Genomic DNA, 20,178 nt, shown 5'->3' with positions numbered 1-20,178 from the left:
CTTTATCTTGTTGTTAATTTTAATTGCGTAAAAAATGTAATAAAAAATTATTCTATTATAATATTTTTTACTTATATTATATTATAATTAAACTTAAAAATGATGAAACTCAACAATAAGAAGTGTTTATTTGATATAATTAGGTGGATGTAATTGTAAAGATGGAGGAGAAAATAATGAAGGAAAGACAAAAATTTAAATTAATCAAATGGAACAAGCAATTGATTTCAGTGGCTACCGGAGTTTTATTTGTCAGTCAACTGGCGGTTGGTTCGGTGAATGTCATGGCAGAGACGCCAGATTATGTCCCAGCAAGTAGCCTGAAAAATCAAAATGACACCAATCAACTGACGCTAGGCATGTCTAATGCCATCATCACAGGGGAAAATCAAAAAACAGTTGGGAATAATCCCAGTGTAAGTCAGACCAAGGCGAGTAAAGGTACGACAAGAAATGGTCCAAGTGTGCAAGATGCTACGAAAGTTCCCGCTGTGGATGAATTAAAAACAGCGATCGGTGCAGTAGCTGCTGGAGGAAGCGCTGAATTTACTTGGGATGGTGAATTAGAAATTGACGGTTCCGCAATTGCGATTGAAGGTAAGAATATCACACTGACTTCCACTGATGGTGCCACTATAAAAAGAATGACTGGTTATACCGGCAATGTGTTCATTGTGACAGAAGATGGTGCTGGTAATAAAGGAAGTCTAACGATTAATGGTGTGAATGTTGATGGGAACGCTAATAATAGCCAAGGAGAGTCACTTATTTCTGTGACACAATCAACTTTTACTTTAGAGGATGGGACGATTGAGAATGGAAATGGAAGAGAAGGCCCTGGGGCAATTCTAGCTAGGGGTACTAGTAGTGAGATAAGTATTAAAGGGGGAATTATCAGCAACAATTATTCGAACAGTAGAGGTGGCGCCATTAGCTCTATTTCAAGAACTAATTATTCTGACGATACAGGGATAATAAACATTGAAGGCGGAACTATAAAGGAAAATCAATCAAATGAAGGAGCGGGCGGTATATATGTTAGTAATGGAGGAACAGTAAACATAAAAGATGAAGCAGCCATTATTGGAAACAGTGGCGGTGCAATGGGTGGTGCTTTATTTCTTCTATATGCAACATTAAATATGGAAGGTGGAACTATCAGTGAAAACGAGCGGGCAGGTAACGGAGGTGGTGTGTATGCGATGCAAAGCAAAGTAAATATAAGTGGTGGGACTATTAGCAACAACAAATGTTCTTATATAGGTGGCGGTATTTTTATTACTGGTGAAAAAAGTGAATTTGATATGACTGGCGGAAGAATAGTTAATAATACATCAAACAATGGTGGTTCGGCTATATGTAATGATAATATTGGTACTTTCACCCTCACGATATCTGGAGGCTTAATCTACGGAGAAGCAGATGCGACCAATGGTTTAGTTTATAATTATAGGACTGGCGGCGACTGGGAAGACATCACCGATGATGCTGTGATCATCGCAAATGCTAAAACATCCAGTCCTTATACATGGGAAAGTGATAAAGACTTAACTTATAAATATGGTGAGGATATTCAAAGTGAAGGGACCAACAAATGGACTATTCAAGAAGATGCTGATGGGAATAATGCAGTAGGTGTTGCCTATAAGTATACGGACAGTCAAAATGCTCTCCATGAAGGTTTTATTCCTGAAACAGACGCACAGTTTGCTTTGAACTCGGATATGTTTCAAAAGGTGACGCCATCAAATCTGACCTATACTGGGGAAGTGCAAAATCCAGCTATTTCAGTTGAAGCAGAAGCTACTTATGGCAATGCTGCTCTAGCAGATGTTATTTCTCAAGAAGTAAGCAAGACACCAACATTCTTAAACCAATCGACAAGCGCCAGTGAGAGGGATGTATTAAAAAATGCTGGTACCTATGATGTTTTGGCAAGTGTGACTCCAGCAGTAGCTCCCGCGGTTAATTTATTAAATGGATCCGCAAAAATTGGTGAAATAACCATCAATAAAGCCTCCCGTACGCAAGCTGATTTTGATTACGATCAAAAAACAACTTTATATCTAAAGGAAGATGGCACAGGATTAACTCTGGGTGCAACAGATATTGTAAAAAATAAAGCAGAAATCACTAGTTTCTCAGTTAGATATATTAAAACGGATGATTCAAATAATAGAGAATTAACAGAAATGACAGAAACAGGCAAATATCGTATTAAATTAATTAACATAGAGGATGACAGTCCTAATCATGCCACGCCAGATGGTATTGTTATAGCTGATGCTGAAATAACTGTTGAAAATCAAGTGAAACCAGATAGTAGTTATTATCAAGCCGATGTACCAAGTAATCACACTTACAGCGGAAGTTTCCCGACTATCGAAATTGATGAAATAGGTGGAAATGCTAGTGAGAATAAAGGGGAAATCAACACAGTCTTTAAACAAAAAGGTGAGACGGCGGAAACCACCACACCCAATGTCGGTAACTATGAGGTATACGCACGCAACGGAGGAACCGATAAATATGCATCGGTAGATGTCAAATTAGGAGATCTGACCATCACGAAGAAACGGTTATCCATCACTGCCGTAGATGTTGAAGTCCAACAAGGGGCTGACTTACCTGAAGCAACGGTCAAATATGCTGGGTTTGTGACTGGTGAAAATGAGAACTCTATCTTTTTTCAGCTGCCGACTGCCAATTATTTAGGGGACACGACGGAAGTAGGGACTTCTGAGATCGAAGTAACCGCAGGTAAAACCAATACACGAGGTGAAAATTATAATCTTGCATATAAATCTGGAACCTTAACTGTTACAGAGAAAAAACCAGATGCTAGCTTGTATGAGGTGGAAATCTCAGCTGAACATGTCTACAACGGTCAGTTTCCAGAAATAAAAGTCACGACTGACCATGAGAACTTAGGGACGCTTTCAACAGTGATCAAGCAAGGTGAAGCAGAAGGACAGACACCAAATGTCGGGACTTATCAAGTCTACGTACGAAATGCTGGTTCAGATGACTATACAGGTGCCGATACATTAGTCGGTGAATTTACCATCACCGCAAAACCGCTAACTATCACTGCTGCAGATGTGGAAGTGGCACAAGGTGCAATCTTACCAGCAGTGACAATTAATTATAGCGAGTTCGCAGAAGGTGAAGAAGCGGCGACAATTTTCAGCAGCTTGCCGACAGGAAGATTTACTGGGGATAGTGGCACAGTTGGCACTTCTGCCATCGAAGTCACACCAGGAACTGAGAATCAGCAGGCGAAGAATTACGCGATCCGTTATGTGGCAGGAACATTGACAGTCAAAGGGAATTCTGACGAAGAACAAGATCGTCTTCCAGTCTATCGAGTGTACAATCCTAATAACGGAGAGCATCTTTATACTTTAAGTGCAGAAGAAGCCCGTTGGTTGATTGATGACATTGGATTAAATGATGAAGGCATCAGCTGGCACGCTGGAAAGACTACCGGCAAAGCGGTCTATCGTCTCTACAATCCAAATTCGGGTGAACATTTTTATACTCTGGATCAAAGTGAATACAATGGTGTCGGCAGCGCTGGTTGGACGCAAGAAGGAATTGCTTTTTATACAGCAGAAGATACAAAAATTCCAATTTATCGCGTCTTCAATCCGAATTCCCAAGATGCAGGTTCTCATCATTATACGTTGAGCACTGCAGAAAATACTTGGTTGCTTCGGGAAGGTTGGAAATCTGAGGGAATTGGGTTTTATGGGAAGTAAGGAACAAGGTAGAATTAATAATTGACTTTAGGAGATGGAGATACTGTGGTTGCAGTGTCTCCATTTTTTTATATAGAAAAAAACTTTGGTTGGTGATAACTTTTTCCAAATGGTCGAAGAAGCCAAGAAGGAGTAAATTAGTAATAGATGAAAAATACATTAAAATTTATTGTTTCACCTGCAGGGAAATGTGGTAGCATAAGGTATTAAAAATTTTAAATCAAAGGATGAATGTAGATGCCATTTTCTTCTATTTTAAAGAGTTTGCCTGATCAGTTTTTTGCTCAATTAGTGGCTAAAGTAAATCAAAAAATCGCGGCAGGTCATGATGTGATTAATCTAGGTCAAGGAAATCCAGATTTACCTACGCCTCGCTATATTATTGAAGCGCTACAACAAGCTGTGGCGGAGCCTGATAACCATAAGTATTCTCAATTTCGCGGTAATCATATTTATAAGCAAGCCTGTGCTGATTTTTACCAAAAAAATTATGGCGTGACTTTAGATCCTGAAACAGAGATTGCTGTTTTAGGTGGTAGCAAAATTGGTTTAGTCGAATTACCTCTAGCTGTGATGGAGCCGGGAGATACCTTATTATTACCGGATCCGGGGTATCCTGATTATTTATCGGGTACTGAATTAGCAAGAGCAAAAAAGGAATTACTGCCTTTAAAACCTGAGAATGGCTATTTACCAGATTACAGCCAAGTAGATGAAAAAATTCTAGCTGCTGCTAAATTGCTGTATTTAAACTATCCGAATAATCCTACTGGTGCTCAAGCCACACCTGAATTTTTTGCAGAGACGGTCAAAGTCGCAATAGAAAATGATTTTCAAGTGGTTCATGATTTTGCTTACGGTGCGTTAGGTGATGGTATCACACCACCCATTAGTTTTATGACGACTGAGGGTGCGAAAGATGTGGGAATAGAATTTTATACCTTATCAAAAACCTTTAACATGGCTGGTTGGCGGGTAGCCTTTGCAGTAGGAAACAAAGAATTAATTGCTGCGATTAATTTATTACAAGATCATTTGTTTGTAGGTATTTTCCCAGCGTTGCAAGTGGCAGGCGCGACAGCTTTACAGGGCGATGGAAAAGACATCGCGGCGTTAGTTGAAACTTATCGCAAACGGCGTCAGACATTTATTCAAGCTGCTGAAAAAATTGGTTGGCAGGCATATCCGTCTAGCGGTGCCTTTTATTGTTGGATGCCAGTGGCTGAAGGTTATACTAGTGAAGCATTTGCGGATTTATTGTTGGAAAAAGCCAGTGTCGCTGTGGCGGCGGGTAATGGTTTTGGAGAACAAGGTGAAGGCTATGTACGGGTAGGCTTAACGATTGAAGAACCGCGTCTAATTGAAGCGGTAAAGAGAATTGCCGCATTAGAATTATTTAATTCCTAAACAGATTTTTTTACATTGCTAGTTTTCTAGCATAATATTAAAGAATATTAAACAAAAAAGGAGAATGTTCATGGTAAAAGTAGTAGATAATATTTTAGATCTAACAGGCGAAACACCGATTGTAAAATTAAACCGAGTGGTTCCTGAAGGTGCAGCTGACGTTTATGCAAAAGTTGAATTTTTCAATCCTGGTGGATCTGTTAAAGACCGGATTGCCAAAGCAATGGTTGAGCAAGCAGAAAAAGATGGCAAGCTACAACCAGGTGGCACAATTATCGAACCAACTTCTGGAAATACCGGTGTCGGTCTGGCTTTTGTCGGTGCTGCCAAAGGGTACAAAGTGGTGATTGTTTTACCAGACACATTTTCAGTGGAACGCCGCCGCTTGATTCAAGCTTATGGTGCTGAATTAATTTTAACGCCAGGTGCTGAAGGAATGAAGGGCGCGATTGCCAAAGCGGAAGAACTGGCTGAAAAAAATGGCTGGTTCTTACCAATGCAATTTGATAACTTAGCTAATCCAGAGATTCATCGTCAAGCGACTGGTAAAGAAATTCTGGAAGCTTTTGGCAATGATGGCTTAGATGCTTTTGTTGCTGGTGTCGGAACTGGTGGCACGATTACTGGCGTAGGTGAAGTCTTAAAAGCTGCTAATCCAAATATTGAAATCTATGCAGTTGAAGCGACTGAATCTCCTGTTTTATCAGGCGGACAACATAGCCCCCATAAAATTCAAGGAATCTCTGCTGGATTCATTCCTAGTGTGCTGGATACAGAAATCTACCAAGGAATTGTTCAGATTGATAGCGATCAAGCGATTCAAATGGGACGAGATATTGCAACTAAAGAAGGTATTCTAGGTGGGATTTCTAGTGGTGCCGCAGTTGCTGCCGCGGTTGAAGTTGCTAAAAAACTAGGCAAAGGTAAAAAAGTGTTAACTGTCATTCCAGATAACGGTGAGCGTTATTTATCTACAGCCTTATACGACTTTGATTAAAGTTGACTAATGCGTAGCCAGCGATTGAGTTCGCTGGTTTTTTTTGATTTTTTGGAAAAAATATGAGCAAATCTAAAGAAAAATGTTTTTTTATATGTTAAAATTAATTTAGATTACATAGAAAAAACGTTTACAACAAAAATGAAAAGGGGAGAAATGTATGAAATTAATTGAAACACCAATAAAAAGCAATCTTGATTTTGAGTCAATGTATCCCAATATTTCCAAGTTTGCTTTTGAAAAAGAAACAGCTGTGAAAGTCTATAAACTATACGCTTATGATCGTACAAAAATCATCTATTTAGATCGATTTGATCGCATAGAATTACTATTAGCCAACAAAAACAGAAAAATACGACATGAAGATGTCGATACGATTATTCATCGTTTGTTAAAAGTTGGACGTGAAGATGTCACTGTCAATGTTGGTTATAAGAAACAAATGTTGGCTGCGGGTGTTAGACCAAAGAGTGATTACAAAGATATCATCTCGATCACTTATTACTACAAATAAGCAAAATTTTATGGTGCCGAGACAAAGATAATTAGTCTCTAGGCACCTTTTTTGTTATACTATGGACATATTAGTTTTTAATACCAAAAAGGAGCCTATTTATGACTAAACGATATGAAGACGATAGTTTGACCTTGCATACCGATCTTTATCAAATCAATATGATGAAAACTTATTGGGAAACGGGACGGGCAAACTTAAATGCAGTCTTCGAATGTTATTTCCGAAATATGCCTTTTGATAATGGCTACGCAATTTTTGCCGGTTTGGAAAGATTAGTAGATTATTTAGAGCAGTTGACTTTCAGCGAGAGTGATTTAGCTTATTTGGCAGAAATTGAAAATTATCCGACTGAGTTTATTGAGTATCTACGGAATTTTAAATTTGCTTGTACCGTTCGTTCGGCGGTGGAGGGTGAATTGGTCTTTGATAATGAACCGATTATTCAAGTGGAAGGTCCTTTAGTTCAATGTCAGTTAGTTGAAACGGCGCTGTTAAATATTGTTAATTTCCAGACGTTGATTGCGACAAAAGCTGCCCGAATTAAATCAGTCATTGGTGACGATCCTTTACTAGAATTTGGTACTCGCCGGGCGCAAGAATTAGATGCAGCTATCTGGGGAACTAGAGCGGCTTATATTGGTGGCGCAGACGCTACTAGTAATGTACGGGCAGGGAAAATATTTGGTATTCCAGATAGTGGTACCCATGCTCATGCACTAGTGCAATCTTATGGAAATGATTATGAAGCCTTTAAAGCTTATGCGCAAACCCATAAAAATTGTGTTTTCTTAGTTGATACTTATGATACGTTAAATTCTGGTGTCCCAAATGCGATAAAAGTTGCTAAGGAAATGGGCGACAAAATTAATTTCCAAGGAGTCAGAATTGATAGCGGAGATATGGCCTACATTTCTAAGCGAGTACGCCAACAATTAGATGAGGCGGGCTTCACTGAAGCAAAAATTTATGCTTCTAATGATTTAGATGAAAGCACAATATTGAACTTAAAAATGCAACACGCCAAGATTGATGTCTGGGGTGTTGGCACAAAACTAATTACCGCTTATGATCAACCAGCATTGGGTGCGGTATTTAAATTAGTTTCAATTGAAAATAAAGAAGGCAAGATGATCGATACCATCAAATTGTCTAGCAATGCTGAAAAAGTAACGACCCCTGGAAAGAAACAAGTCTGGCGCATCACACGAAATTCTGATCATAAATCACAAGGAGACTATGTGACATTGTGGGATGAATATCCACCAGAAGAAGCGGAAATCTTCATGTTTCATCCGGTCTATCCTTACATCAACAAGACAGTTAAGGACTTTACTGCACGACCAATCTTGCAAGATATTTATGTTGACGGTGCACTTGTTTATGATTTACCATCGTTAGAAGAGATTAAAGCCTCTTCAGCGAAACGTCTAGATTCTCTTTGGGATGAATACAAACGTGATTTGAATCCCCAAAAATATCCTGTCGATCTTTCGACTGATTGTTGGAATCACAAGAACAAAATCATCGATGAGGTTCGCAAACAAGTGTCAAAAATGCAGCAGCAAAGGAATGATTAAATGAGCTTACAAGCAGAAATTATTCAAGAATTAGGGGTCTCACCAGAAATTGATGCCTCAGCAGAAATTCGTAAAAGTATTGATTTTTTAAAAAGTTATTTGAAAAAATATCCTTTCTTAAAAAGCTTTGTATTAGGCATTAGTGGGGGACAAGATTCTTCATTGGCTGGTCGTCTAGCACAGTTAGCGATGGAAGAAATGCGGGCGGAAACCGGTGACGCTAGTTATCAATTTATCGCGATTCGTTTACCTTATGGCGAACAAGCAGATGAAGCAGATGCGACTCGGGCATTAAACTTTATTCAACCGGATGTGAGTTTAAGCGTCAATATCAAAGGCGCAGTTGATGCCCAAGTGGCAGCGATTGAAGAAAATGATTTGACTATTTCTGATTTCAATAAAGGCAACATGAAAGCTCGCCAAAGAATGATTACTCAATATGCCGTGGCTGGCGAAAACAATGGTGCTGTGATTGGGACCGATCATGCGGCTGAAAATATTACTGGCTTCTTTACTAAATACGGTGATGGTGGCGCGGATATTTTACCTTTGTTCCGTTTAAATAAACGCCAAGGAAAAATGTTGTTAAAAGAATTGGGTGCCGATGAAGCAATTTATCTAAAAGTACCAACAGCTGATTTAGAAGATGGCAAACCATTAGTAGCGGATGAAGTCGCTTTAGGTGTGACTTATGATGATATTGATGATTATTTAGAAGGTCGTGAAATATCGACTGACGCTCAAACAAAAATTGAAAACTGGTGGAACAAGACGCAACATAAACGTCATTTGCCAATTACAATTTTTGATGATTTTTGGAAATAGATTTGAATGATAGACAAGGAAGAGTGGATGCTTCTTTGTCTATTTTTTGTTTTACATATGAATTGCATAAAAAGAGGGAACGTGAAACAATTAAGATAGCTGAGTTTGTACATATTAAATATAATTTTTAGATGATTAAGGAGGCTTTTTTATGTTATACGGAAAAGAAAATCGAGAAGAAGCAGATTATTTAGAGCCTATTTTTGGTTCAAAAGATGAAAAGATGGATTTGCCTAAATATAAATTAAATAAAGAGTCGATTGAGCCGCGGATAGCCTATCAATTGGTTAAAGATGAAATGCTGGATGAGGGCAACGCTCGTTTAAATCTTGCGACTTTTTGCCAAACCTATATGGAACCAGAAGCTGTGGAGCTAATGAGTCAAACATTGGAAAAAAATGTCATCGATAAATCAGAATATCCTCGAACGGCGGAAATAGAAAATCGATGTGTCAACATGATTGCAGATTTGTGGCATGCAGGCAATGATGAGAAATTTATGGGTACATCTACGATTGGTTCTTCGGAAGCAAGCATGCTTGGCGGCATGGCGATGAAATTTTCTTGGCGTAAACGGGCTGAAAAATTAGGCTTAGATATGCATGCGCAGAAACCTAATTTGGTGATTTCATCAGGTTATCAAGTTTGCTGGGAAAAATTCTGTGTCTATTGGGATATTGAAATGCGAGAAGTGCCGATGGATCAAGACCATATGTCGATTAATCTAGACAAGGTCATGGATTATGTGGATGAGTATACGATTGGGATTGTGGGCATTTTGGGGATTACTTATACTGGGCGATATGATGATATTCAAGCCTTGAATGATTTGGTCGAACAATACAATCAAACAACTGACTACAAAGTATTCATTCATGTGGACGCAGCTTCTGGCGGTTTTTACGCACCTTTTGTTGAACCGAATTTAATTTGGGATTTTCAATTAAACAATGTCATTTCCATCAATGCTTCAGGTCATAAATATGGTTTGGTTTATCCTGGGGTTGGCTGGGTCATTTGGCGAGATCAACAGTATTTGCCAGAAGAATTGATCTTTAAAGTTAGCTATTTAGGAGGCGAAATGCCGACGATGGCGATTAATTTTTCCCACAGTGCCGCGCAACTAATCGGTCAATATTATAATTTTATTCGTTACGGCTTTGAAGGATATCAAGCAATCCATCAAAGAACCCATGACGTAGCCGTTTATTTAGCCAAAGCAATTGAAGAAACAGGTTTATTTGAAATTATTAATGACGGTTCACAACTGCCATTGGTTTGTTACAAGTTAAAAGCTGATTTTGATAAAGAGTGGACCCTTTATGATTTATCGGATCGCTTATTGATGAAGGGCTGGCAAGTTCCTGCCTATCCGTTGCCAAAAAATCTAGATCAAACAGTGATTCAACGGATTGTGGTGCGGGGAGATTTCGGGATGAATATGGTAGCTGATTATATTCAAGATATGCAACAAGCTATCGCTGACTTGAATCAAGCCCATTTGGTATATCATGAAAAAACCGAAGTAAAAAAATATGGCTTCACCCATTAAAAATTCAATAATCATAAAAAACTTTGATCAACAGACTCATTGGACTGTGGATCAAAGTTTTTTTATGCTGATTCATTTATTAACGCGATGAAGTCTGCACCATATTTATCTAATTTATTTTGCCCCACACCATTGATTGCTAGGAACTCTAATGAATTTTGGGGTTGTTTTTCAGCCATTTCCTGTAATGTTTTATCGGAAAAAATCATATATGGCGGTAATTTTTGCTGCTGCGCCAAATCAGAGCGCAAGCCACGGAGTGCTTCAAACAAGGCATCATCTGCTACTAACTGTTTAACTTGGGCTTGGCGCCGATAGACTTTTTGCTGACCTTTTAAGACACTTACGCCGCTTTCTGATAATTTCAAAACGGGAAATTGTCCGTCTGAGGCCACTAAGTAACCTTCAGCTGATAAATAATCTATTAATTGAGTTAGATCTTTTTGCGACCAATCCTTCATCAAACCATAAGTCGATAACTCTTCAAAATGCCATTGCAAAACTTTTTGATTTTTTGAGCCGTTTAAGACTTGTGCGACGAGAGCTTTACCAAATCGTTCTCCCATTCGTTTGATGCAAGAGAGGATTTTTTGTGCTTCTAAAGTGACGTCGACTTTCTCCCGTTGATCTAGACAATTACTACAACGATCACAATCGCCACTTTCTTCTCCAAAATAATGGAGGATGTATTTTTGCAAGCAATTTTGAGTATGACCATATTGTTCCATTTCGCGGAGCTTTAAATATTCTTGCTGCTGATATTCAGTTGTGCCTTGGGACTGATCAATAAAGAATTTTTGCACTTGTAAATCTTGGGGAGCAAATAATAAAATTGCTTCACTGGGTAAGCCATCTCGTCCAGCCCGTCCGGCTTCTTGATAATAAGATTCTAAATTACCTGGAATCTGATCATGAATCACAAAGCGAACATTACTTTTGTTAATCCCCATCCCAAAAGCATTAGTAGCAATCATTACTTGAATGTCATCAAATAAGAAAGCCTCTTGATTGGCTGTCCGCTCTTTTTCTGACAGGCCACCATGATAACGTCCCACCGAAAATTTGGCGTCTTTCAAAATATAATATAAGCGGTCAACTTCTTTGCGGGTGGCGGCGTAAATGATACCTGATTGTCCACTATTTAATTTTAAGTATTCCCGTAAATAAATATCCTTTGGTTCTTTGACTACTTGAAAAGCCAAATTTTCGCGGGCAAAACCGGTTTGAACACGATTATTTGGTGAGATAGCTAATAACTGACAGATATCTTCAGCAACTTTTGGCGTAGCAGTAGCTGTTAAAGCAACAACTGTAGCAGTTTTCGGTAATCCTTGTAATAATTCAGGGATGCGTAAATAGCTGGGACGAAAATCATGTCCCCATTGTGAAATACAGTGAGCCTCGTCAATCGCTACTAAATCAATCGGCAAACTTTCTAGCAGTAGCTGGAAAGATTCTGATTCTAGTCGTTCAGGTGCCACGTAAAGTAATTTTAATTCGCCATTGCGGGCTTGACGCATCCGATTTTGGACTTCTTGATAATTTAAACTACTATTAATAAAAGCTGCTGGAACGCCCATTTCTTGTAAACTATCAACTTGATCCTTCATTAAAGCAATCAAAGGGGAAACGACCAAAGTCACACCCGGCAAGGCCAAAGCAGGAAGCTGGTAACAAATCGATTTGCCACCACCAGTCGGCATAATTCCCAAAACAGGCTCTTTAGCTAGAATTTTTTCAATAATATTTAATTGCCCAGGTCTAAAGCTGGTGTAACCAAAAGTTTTTTCAAGTAATGTTAGTAAATTTTCCATAATAGCCTCATTTCCTATCATTAATATTATACGCAAAAAGCTGTGAAGAAAAAGGTCTTCCTTGAATGTTTTTTTAAGGAATCAAAATCGCCTTTACATTTATTCTGAATCTCGCTACACTATTTTTTATAGGTGGGAATAGAATGAACTTTTTAAAAAATAAAAAAATGATTTCGTTAAGAAATTTCGTTATCAAATGGTGGCAAAAAAAGCCACTAAAAATTGCAGTTATCGTGTTAAGTATCTTTTTATTAATAGTCGGCTCCAATTTATTTTTACAATTGGCACAGAATTCTTGGTCATTAAGTTTGGCGTTTAATTTTGCTTTTTCATGGCATACAGAAAAATTCTTTTTAGCCTGCTTAGTGTTATTCTTTTTATGGGGTTTCATTAGCAGTGTATTAGGTTCATTAGTTTATGGTGGTTTATTTTACAGTCTCTTGATTTTTGGGATTGGGATTGTGGATGCCTTAAAGATGCAATATCGGCAAGAACCGTTATATCCCGATGATTTAAAGATGATTGTTGAATTCGCTACTTTAAAAGATATTGCAGGTTGGCCTTTATTCTTAGGATTTGTCCTGTTGCTAATAGCTGGTGCTGGCTTAATAATTTACAGTATTTACCGTAGCTTTAAGAAAAAAAGAAGTTTCCAAATTTTTCGTGGGCTATTATTTGTAATTAGTTTTGCTGGTTTAATTTATGCCAGCAATTTTAATCAACCAAGTAATTTGTTGCGGCAAGCTTATAATAAAACGGCTTTGTGGATTCCGTACAGTCAAAAGATGAATTATTATAATACGGGTTTTATTGGTGGTTTTTTATATAATCTAGAGATTATTCCAATGGATCAACCAGATAATTATTCTGAAGCTACCATCAAAGAGATTGTTGAAAAATATACAACCGAACAAACCAAAAGTGAAAATCAGGAAGATAGCCCGAACATTATTTATGTTATGAGTGAGAGCTTTTCTGACACGAGTCGCTTGAAGGGTATCACAATTGAAGGCGGAGATCCACTAGCTGATTATCGTAGTGTGGCTAACAAGACTTATAGTGGTCAAATGTTATCGCAAAACTATGGCGGCGGTACTGCAAATATTGAATTTGAAGCTTTGACGGGTTTTTCAATGGAAATGTTTAATGCTCAAATGACGACGCCTTATACAATGTTGGTTCCAAATTTTACGGAGTTTCCATCAATCGTAAATACATTATCAGAAGAAGGTTATGACACTACTGCGATTCATCCTTATAATACATCCATGTATAAACGTAAAAGTGTTTATCAATCGTTTGGGTTTGATCAATTTTTAGATGAAAATACGATGGATTTCACTGATACAATCGAAGATAATCCCTATATTTCTGATGAAGCGGCTTATCAGCAAATTATGGAAATTCTAAATCAAACTGATGATCCACAATTTGTCCATCTAGTGACGATGCAGACGCACATGCCTTACAGTAACAAATATGCGAATAGTCCTTATACCGCAATCGGTGAAGATACTGACGCTGTAAATAATTATTTGCAAGATATTGCTTACAGTAGCGAAGCTTTAAATGAATTTTTAAACAAAGTCGATCAGCTTGATCGGCGAACATTGGTGGTTTTCTGGGGAGATCATTTACCAGGGATTTATTCAGAGGAGTTGCAAGCGGAAAATGAAGGAACAACCCTTCATGAGACAGAATTTTTGATGTATGATAACCGCCATCAATTAGAAAATCAACAAGATGTCGTTACTAGCCCATTTTATTTTGCGGCGGATTTATTTCAGCAAGCACAATTACCAACTAGCGGCTTTCAACAATTACTGTTACAGATGCAAGAAATTATGCCAGCCTTTGAAAAACAAATGTATTATCGTAATGGGAGTTTCCGCACAGAAAAAAGTTTGAATCAAAGCCAAGAAGAAATTTATCAAGCGTATCAATTGATTCAATACGACATCGTTGCTGGCAAACAATATAGTTTAGCAGAAAACTTTTTTAGGACCAATAATTAATAGAAGGAGAAAACCTATGTCATTTAGCAAAAAAGACAATCAAATATTTTTTAATCCGATTCGCCGTGGTATTTTAAATCACGAAATGATAGCCGCTGGTGATAAAGTAGCAGTAGGCTTAAGCGGCGGAAAAGATAGTACCAGTTTGTTTTATTTTTTGGATCAGATTGCCAAACAAAATAGGCTAGGTTTCTCTTTTGAATTGGTGCCAATTAGTATGGATTTAGGCTTTGAAGACTTTGATATTTCTCCTCTTAGAGAATTTGTCGCTGATTTAGGCTATGAATTAGAAGTAATCCCGACGGATATTGCAAAGATTGTTTTTGATATTCGGGCTGAAAAATCCCCTTGTTCACTGTGTGCAAAATTGCGGCGCGGCATTTTATATCGACGAGCTGCAGAATTAGGCTGCCAAAAAGTGGCTTTAGGTCATCATTTAGATGATGCGATTGAAACTTATTTGATGAACTTTTTATTCCACGGCAAAATGAATAGCTTTGAACCAAAAAGTTATTTGTCAAAAACGGGGGTCACTTTGATCCGACCAATGATTTATGTGGAAGAAAAATCAATTATTCGCTACGTTGAAAGAGAGGACTTACCGGTTATTTTCAACCCTTGTCCGGTAGATAAACAAACCAAACGAGAAGAAATCAAAGAACTGGTAACAAATCTGTCAAAAACTTATCCCGATATTCGGCAAAAATTTATCATGGGGATAGAGCAAGGAACAGCTGCAGATTTTTGGACAAAGAGTCATATTTAAATCAAAGTAATCATAAATTCCTTTGAGAGATGATTGAATAAAAGTTGTTTCTTATGATATACTAACAAAGATTATTCATGAGGGAGTAACTGGCAGATGTATATCTGTGGCAATGCCACCAACAAGAAACGAAATTTCTGGTGTTGTCTTAAATAGTGAGACTTGTGTATGTGCCCGTATGCATACAGGAGTCTTTTTTTGTTACACCAAATGAATCAATACACAATAACAGGGGGAAAAACATTGTCAGAAGAAAGAAAGCAACAATTAATCAAAGCTTTCCATGCTGAAGCCGAAGAACAAGTGTTAGCTGAGGTGCAGACGACAGACGAAGGATTATCTTCAGCTGAAGCTCAAAAAAGATTAGCTGAGTATGGTTCAAACGAATTGGATGAAGGTGAAAAGAAAAGTCTATTCGCTCGATTCTTTGAGCAATTTAAAGATTTGATGATTGTAGTATTGATCGTTGCAGCCATTATTTCAGCCGTTGTTTCGCATGAAGTAGTCGATTCAATTATTATTTTAGCAGTAGTTATCATTAATGCGGTGATGGGTGTGGTGCAAGAATCAAAAGCCGAACAAGCCATCGAAGCGTTGCGAGAAATGTCGACGCCAAATGCCAATGTTTTACGAGACGATCATATCGCTTCGATTAAATCAACTGACTTAGTACCAGGTGATATCGTGATGCTAGAAGCTGGTGATGTGGTACCAGCGGATTTACGTTTACTAGAAGTCGCTTCATTAAAAATTGAAGAAGCAGCTTTAACAGGAGAATCTGTACCAGTTGAAAAAGAATTAGGCATAATTGATGATACTGAAATCGGAATTGGTGATCGGGTCAACATGGCTTATTCAAATTCAAATGTAACTTATGGTCGTGGTAAAGGTGTGGTTGTTAATACTGGAATGAACACCGAAGTCGGAAAAATTGCCGGTATGTTAGCTCAAGCTGATGAAACAGAAACACCATTAAAAACTAACTTGAATCAACTAGGGAAGTTTTTAACGCTTGCAATTATTATTATTGCGGTGATTATGTTTTTCGTTGGGATAGTCTTCAACAATACTTCTTGGGTGGATATGTTGTTAACCTCTATTTCACTAGCAGTTGCGGCAATTCCAGAAGGTTTACCAGCGATTGTAACGATTATTTTAGCTTTAGGAACGCAAGTAATGGCCAAACGGAATTCAGTCATTCGTAAATTGCCAGCGGTTGAAACATTGGGTTCAACTGACATTATTGCTTCTGATAAAACAGGTACCTTAACTTTAAATCAAATGACAGTTGAAAAATTGTATGTTGATAATCATCAGTATGATGCTGATGGCGAATTACCAGTTGATAGCATGGGTATGAAAATCATGAACTACGCCAACGATTCTAAATTTACCCAAGAAGGCACATTGATCGGTGACCCAACCGAAACAGCGTTGGTCCAATTTGGTTTAAACAATCAATTTGATGTTCGTGAAAAAGTAAAAGCTGAACCTCGTTTGGCAGAAATTCCTTTCGATTCAGATCGTAAACTCATGAGCACTTTGCATCAACAAGCTGACGGTAAGATTTTAGTCGCAGTTAAAGGGGCACCAGATGTCTTATTAACTCGCGCAGATCGCGTTTTATTAAATGGAGAAGTTCTTCCTCTAGGCGAAAAAGAAAAAAATGATATTTTAACAAACAACACGGATATGGCGAAACAAGCCTTACGTGTTTTAGGAATGGCTTATAAATATATTGACCAAGTTCCTGCTGAATTAGAATCAGAAATTATCGAAAATGATTTAATTTTTGCTGGTTTAGTCGGTATGATTGACCCAGAAAGAGCCGAAGCAGCTGAAGCAGTGCGTGTGGCTAAAGATGCGGGTGTTCGTCCAATTATGATTACCGGAGACCACCGAGATACGGCTGAAGCGATTGCGGTTCGTTTAGGCATTATCGCGGCTGGTGATGACGCTGCAGTATTAACTGGAGCTGAATTAAATGAAATGAGCGACAATGAATTTGCTGAGAAAGTTGGCAATTATTCAGTTTATGCACGGGTTTCTCCAGAACATAAAGTTCGTATCGTGAAAGCTTGGCAACATGAAGGCAAGGTTGTAGCGATGACCGGAGACGGCGTCAATGATGCACCTGCTCTAAAACAAGCTGATATTGGGATTGGTATGGGTATCACGGGGACAGAAGTTTCTAAAGGTGCTTCTGACATGGTCCTAGCTGATGATAACTTTGCGACAATTGTTGTTGCAGTTGAAGAAGGTCGGAAAGTCTTCTCAAACATCCAAAAATCAGTTCAATATCTATTAGCTGCCAATTTAGGTGAAGTTTTGACGTTGTTCTTAGCTACATTGTTTGGCTGGGACACTTTATTGCCGATTCACTTATTATGGATTAACTTAGTAACAGATACCTTCCCAGCGATTGCTTTGGGAATGGAGCCAGCTGAAAAAGACCTAATGTCCCACAAACCACGGGGACGGAATTCTAACTTGTTTTCCGGCGGAGTCTTTTCAAGTATTATCTACCAAGGGATTTTAGAAGGTGCTACAGTATTATTTGTTTATTGGTCAGCTATTCAATGGCCGGTCCATGCAACTTATGATGCCATTCATTCTGATGCCTTGACGATGGCTTTTGCAACTTTAGGTTTGATGCAGCTATTCCATGCTTTTAATGTGAAATCTGTGCATCAAAGTATCTTTAAAGTGGGGCCATTTAGAAACAAAGCCTTTAACTGGGCGATTTTACTTTCATTTGCTTTAATGATGGTTATTATCATCGTGCCAGGATTAAATGATATCTTCAGGGTAGCCCATCTTGACTTGTATCAATGGGGAATTGTGATTGGTGCATCCTTTGCAATTATTCCGATTGTGGAAATTGTTAAGGCGGTTCAAAGAGCTACTAATAAGGATGCTTAGTCAATGAAAATAAGGGAATTAGTTTTCCCTTATTTTTTTTTGCATTTGTTAATAAAAAAACGTAAAATAGATATAGTTTACAAGAAAGAGAGGAAGTCTTGATGCGTCCAAATAAAGGTTTTTATGCAAGGGAAATAAATCAGATTATTCAAAATACAGAAAAAATGGGAGAACAATTACACCCTAGCTATGAAGAAATCCGCTTAGCAATTGATGAGGATAAACTAGCTGACTTAGATCAAGCCCACATTAAAGAAATTCATGAACTTTTTGACGAAGGAACGCAATTTTATCGTTTAAATTTCGAAAAAATTAAGTTATTAAAGCCACCTGCAAAAGTCATGGGAAATCATAAAACATTCGAAAAAGCATATGAGAAATATGTTAACGGTTGCCAAGCGATGACTGACAGTTTAGCTGGAGAAGTGAACGTTGATGCCTTTAACGAAGCTGAAAAAGTGCAAGATTTAGCTACAGATACTTTATACAAAGTGATTCAAAAAATTACTAATTTGTTATTAAAATAAATTAAGTTATGACAACAAAGGTTTTTTAATTTAATTATAATGTTATTTTAAATACTGAAATTAGAATTGATGATATGATTCATTCATACCAATAACAACCCTTTTCTTTTTCATTACTATTAGGTAATCAACTCCTTTCCACCGACTAACCACCGGTGGTCTTTTTTTTACAAAAAAATCTTGGATCAACGACCCAAGATTTTAAAATAATTTAATTTTCTACATTTCTAACATAGTTATCGAAATAATCAGTTAAATCTTTTTTGATCTTCTGATATTCTTCTTCACTGTAATTTTTTTCTTCGATTTTTCCATTGAATAATGGGATTTCTAATTCTTCTTTTAAACGCTCTATGACTTCTTCGCGGTTCATTGTTTTCCTCCTAATCGAAATAAACACAAACAACTTCTGGTGCGTAAACGTCTTTTTCTAATAAGCTCAGTAAACCAGTGTTTTTATCACGAGAAAATAAGGTTAAATTATCGCTGTTTTGATGCCCACAGACTAAAAATTCATCTGTTGGATCTAAGTTGAAATCTCTCGGGATAGCTCCTTCGCTGGAAATGATTTGAATAGTAGCCAAATTTTTTCCATTAGGATCAATCGTCATTACAGCAATTGAGTCATGTCCGCGATTTGAAGTATATAAAAAATGACCGTCTTGTGAGATACGAATCGCTGCCCCGCTACTATCGCCATTAAAATCAGCTGGTAAAGTAGAAAGACTTTCTATTTCAGTAAAAACGCCATTCTCATAAGTTAAAACTCGGACAGTATTATTTAATTCACCAAATAAATAAGCAATCGATAAAGTTGGATGGAAAACTAAATGACGAGGTCCAGTACCTGGTTCAGCTTTGAAAAGGGAAACTAACGAAAATTTGCCATCATCAGTAACATCATAGGTGTAGACACCGTCAGTTCCCAAGTCACAGACAACTAGTCGACCATCTGGCGCTAAGTCACTGTAGTGCACATGGGCATGGTCTTGGTTTTGATGGGGACCAACAGCTTCTTGATGGAAGACATGATCAGCTGCTGTAAGACTGCCATCTTTCTCAATTTTGTAAGAATTTAATTCACCTTTGTGATAATTAGAGCCGTAAAGAAGTTGTCTTTTTTCATCAACGGCCACGTAGCACAAGGGAGCACCATCTTCAGTAACAGCATTGATGAAATTATTTTGTGGATCATAAGCTGAAGCACCACCTTTTTCTTGAACGGTAGTGACAGAATAAAGGTTATTTGCCAGACTCTTTGTTAAATAGGTTGGACTATTTTCGGCTGCGACCAATTTTAAATTAGTCAGTGTTTTTTTATCAGTGTCTAGGTCTATTTCATAAATGCCTTTACTATCTTTACGGGTATAAGTGCCTAACAATACTTTTTGTATCATAAAATGCCTCCTCTAATTTGCTCTTTTTATTGTACCAGATATCTCAGTATTTCAAATAGTTTATGCTATAATTAATGGCAAGAGATTGATTAATAAAACAA

At 37.7% G+C, this 20,178-nt stretch carries 14 protein-coding genes; 11 read left to right on the top strand and 3 right to left on the bottom strand.

What is annotated here, in order from left to right; genetic code table 11:
* Positions 1-176: 176 nt before the first annotated feature.
* From ID741_RS00315 to ID741_RS00285, 7 genes are all read left to right on the top strand, one after another.
* The gene (locus ID741_RS00315) at positions 177-3,761 is read left to right on the top strand and encodes an MBG domain-containing protein (protein ID WP_438718698.1); all 3,585 of its coding nucleotides are present in this window, start codon (positions 177-179) and stop codon (positions 3,759-3,761) included.
* Positions 3,762-3,998: 237 nt separating this feature from the next.
* Positions 3,999-5,168, top strand: coding sequence for a pyridoxal phosphate-dependent aminotransferase (locus ID741_RS00310; RefSeq protein ID WP_438718697.1), 1,170 nt, complete (start codon positions 3,999-4,001; stop codon positions 5,166-5,168).
* A gap of 70 nt (positions 5,169-5,238) precedes the next feature.
* Positions 5,239-6,165 carry a cysteine synthase A gene (gene cysK / locus ID741_RS00305; protein ID WP_218324466.1) on the top strand — a complete coding sequence of 309 codons (927 nt, stop codon included), beginning with the start codon at positions 5,239-5,241 and terminating at the stop codon, positions 6,163-6,165.
* Between the two features lie 160 nt (positions 6,166-6,325).
* Positions 6,326-6,679 carry a DUF1827 family protein gene (locus tag ID741_RS00300; RefSeq protein ID WP_218324467.1) on the top strand — a complete coding sequence of 118 codons (354 nt, stop codon included), beginning with the start codon at positions 6,326-6,328 and terminating at the stop codon, positions 6,677-6,679.
* 101 nt (positions 6,680-6,780) lie between these two features.
* Positions 6,781-8,259 (top strand): nicotinate phosphoribosyltransferase, encoded by a 1,479-nt coding sequence (locus tag ID741_RS00295; protein ID WP_438718696.1) that lies wholly within the window; start codon positions 6,781-6,783, stop codon positions 8,257-8,259.
* Positions 8,260-9,084, top strand: coding sequence for an ammonia-dependent NAD(+) synthetase (gene nadE, locus ID741_RS00290; RefSeq protein ID WP_218324469.1), 825 nt, complete (start codon positions 8,260-8,262; stop codon positions 9,082-9,084).
* Positions 9,085-9,235: 151 nt separating this feature from the next.
* Positions 9,236-10,636 (top strand): glutamate decarboxylase, encoded by a 1,401-nt coding sequence (locus ID741_RS00285; protein WP_438718695.1) that lies wholly within the window; start codon positions 9,236-9,238, stop codon positions 10,634-10,636.
* Positions 10,637-10,698: 62 nt separating this feature from the next.
* On the opposite strand, the gene recQ is transcribed toward ID741_RS00285, so the two are convergent.
* The gene (recQ, locus tag ID741_RS00280) at positions 10,699-12,450 is read right to left on the bottom strand and encodes a DNA helicase RecQ (protein WP_438718694.1); all 1,752 of its coding nucleotides are present in this window, start codon (positions 12,448-12,450) and stop codon (positions 10,699-10,701) included.
* A gap of 143 nt (positions 12,451-12,593) precedes the next feature.
* Between recQ and ID741_RS00275 the strand changes: the two genes are divergently transcribed.
* From ID741_RS00275 to ID741_RS00260, 4 genes are all read left to right on the top strand, one after another.
* Positions 12,594-14,465, top strand: coding sequence for an LTA synthase family protein (locus ID741_RS00275; RefSeq protein WP_246601345.1), 1,872 nt, complete (start codon positions 12,594-12,596; stop codon positions 14,463-14,465).
* Positions 14,466-14,481: 16 nt separating this feature from the next.
* Positions 14,482-15,231 carry a tRNA 2-thiocytidine biosynthesis TtcA family protein gene (locus ID741_RS00270; RefSeq protein WP_438718693.1) on the top strand — a complete coding sequence of 250 codons (750 nt, stop codon included), beginning with the start codon at positions 14,482-14,484 and terminating at the stop codon, positions 15,229-15,231.
* Between the two features lie 243 nt (positions 15,232-15,474).
* A complete protein-coding gene (locus ID741_RS00265; protein WP_218324473.1) occupies positions 15,475-18,153 on the top strand; it encodes a cation-translocating P-type ATPase in 2,679 nt (892 codons plus the stop codon).
* A gap of 101 nt (positions 18,154-18,254) precedes the next feature.
* Positions 18,255-18,680: a hypothetical protein gene (locus ID741_RS00260; RefSeq protein ID WP_218324474.1), complete on the top strand. Its 426-nt coding sequence runs from the start codon at positions 18,255-18,257 to the stop codon at positions 18,678-18,680.
* 211 nt (positions 18,681-18,891) lie between these two features.
* Here the strand turns inward: ID741_RS00260 and ID741_RS00255 are convergent, their stop codons facing one another.
* On the bottom strand, positions 18,892-19,053 hold the full coding sequence (locus tag ID741_RS00255) for a hypothetical protein (RefSeq protein WP_438718692.1): 162 nt from the start codon (positions 19,051-19,053) through the stop codon (positions 18,892-18,894).
* Between the two features lie 10 nt (positions 19,054-19,063).
* Positions 19,064-20,077, bottom strand: coding sequence for a lactonase family protein (locus ID741_RS00250; protein ID WP_438718691.1), 1,014 nt, complete (start codon positions 20,075-20,077; stop codon positions 19,064-19,066).
* Positions 20,078-20,178 lie beyond the last annotated feature (101 nt).

The sequence above is a fragment of the Enterococcus sp. AZ103 genome (genome assembly GCF_051714685.1).
GTDB classification, from domain to species: domain Bacteria; phylum Bacillota; class Bacilli; order Lactobacillales; family Enterococcaceae; genus Enterococcus_A; species Enterococcus_A alishanensis.
Note: the sequence above shows the minus strand (reverse complement) of the source record. Positions and strands in the feature narration are given on the sequence as shown.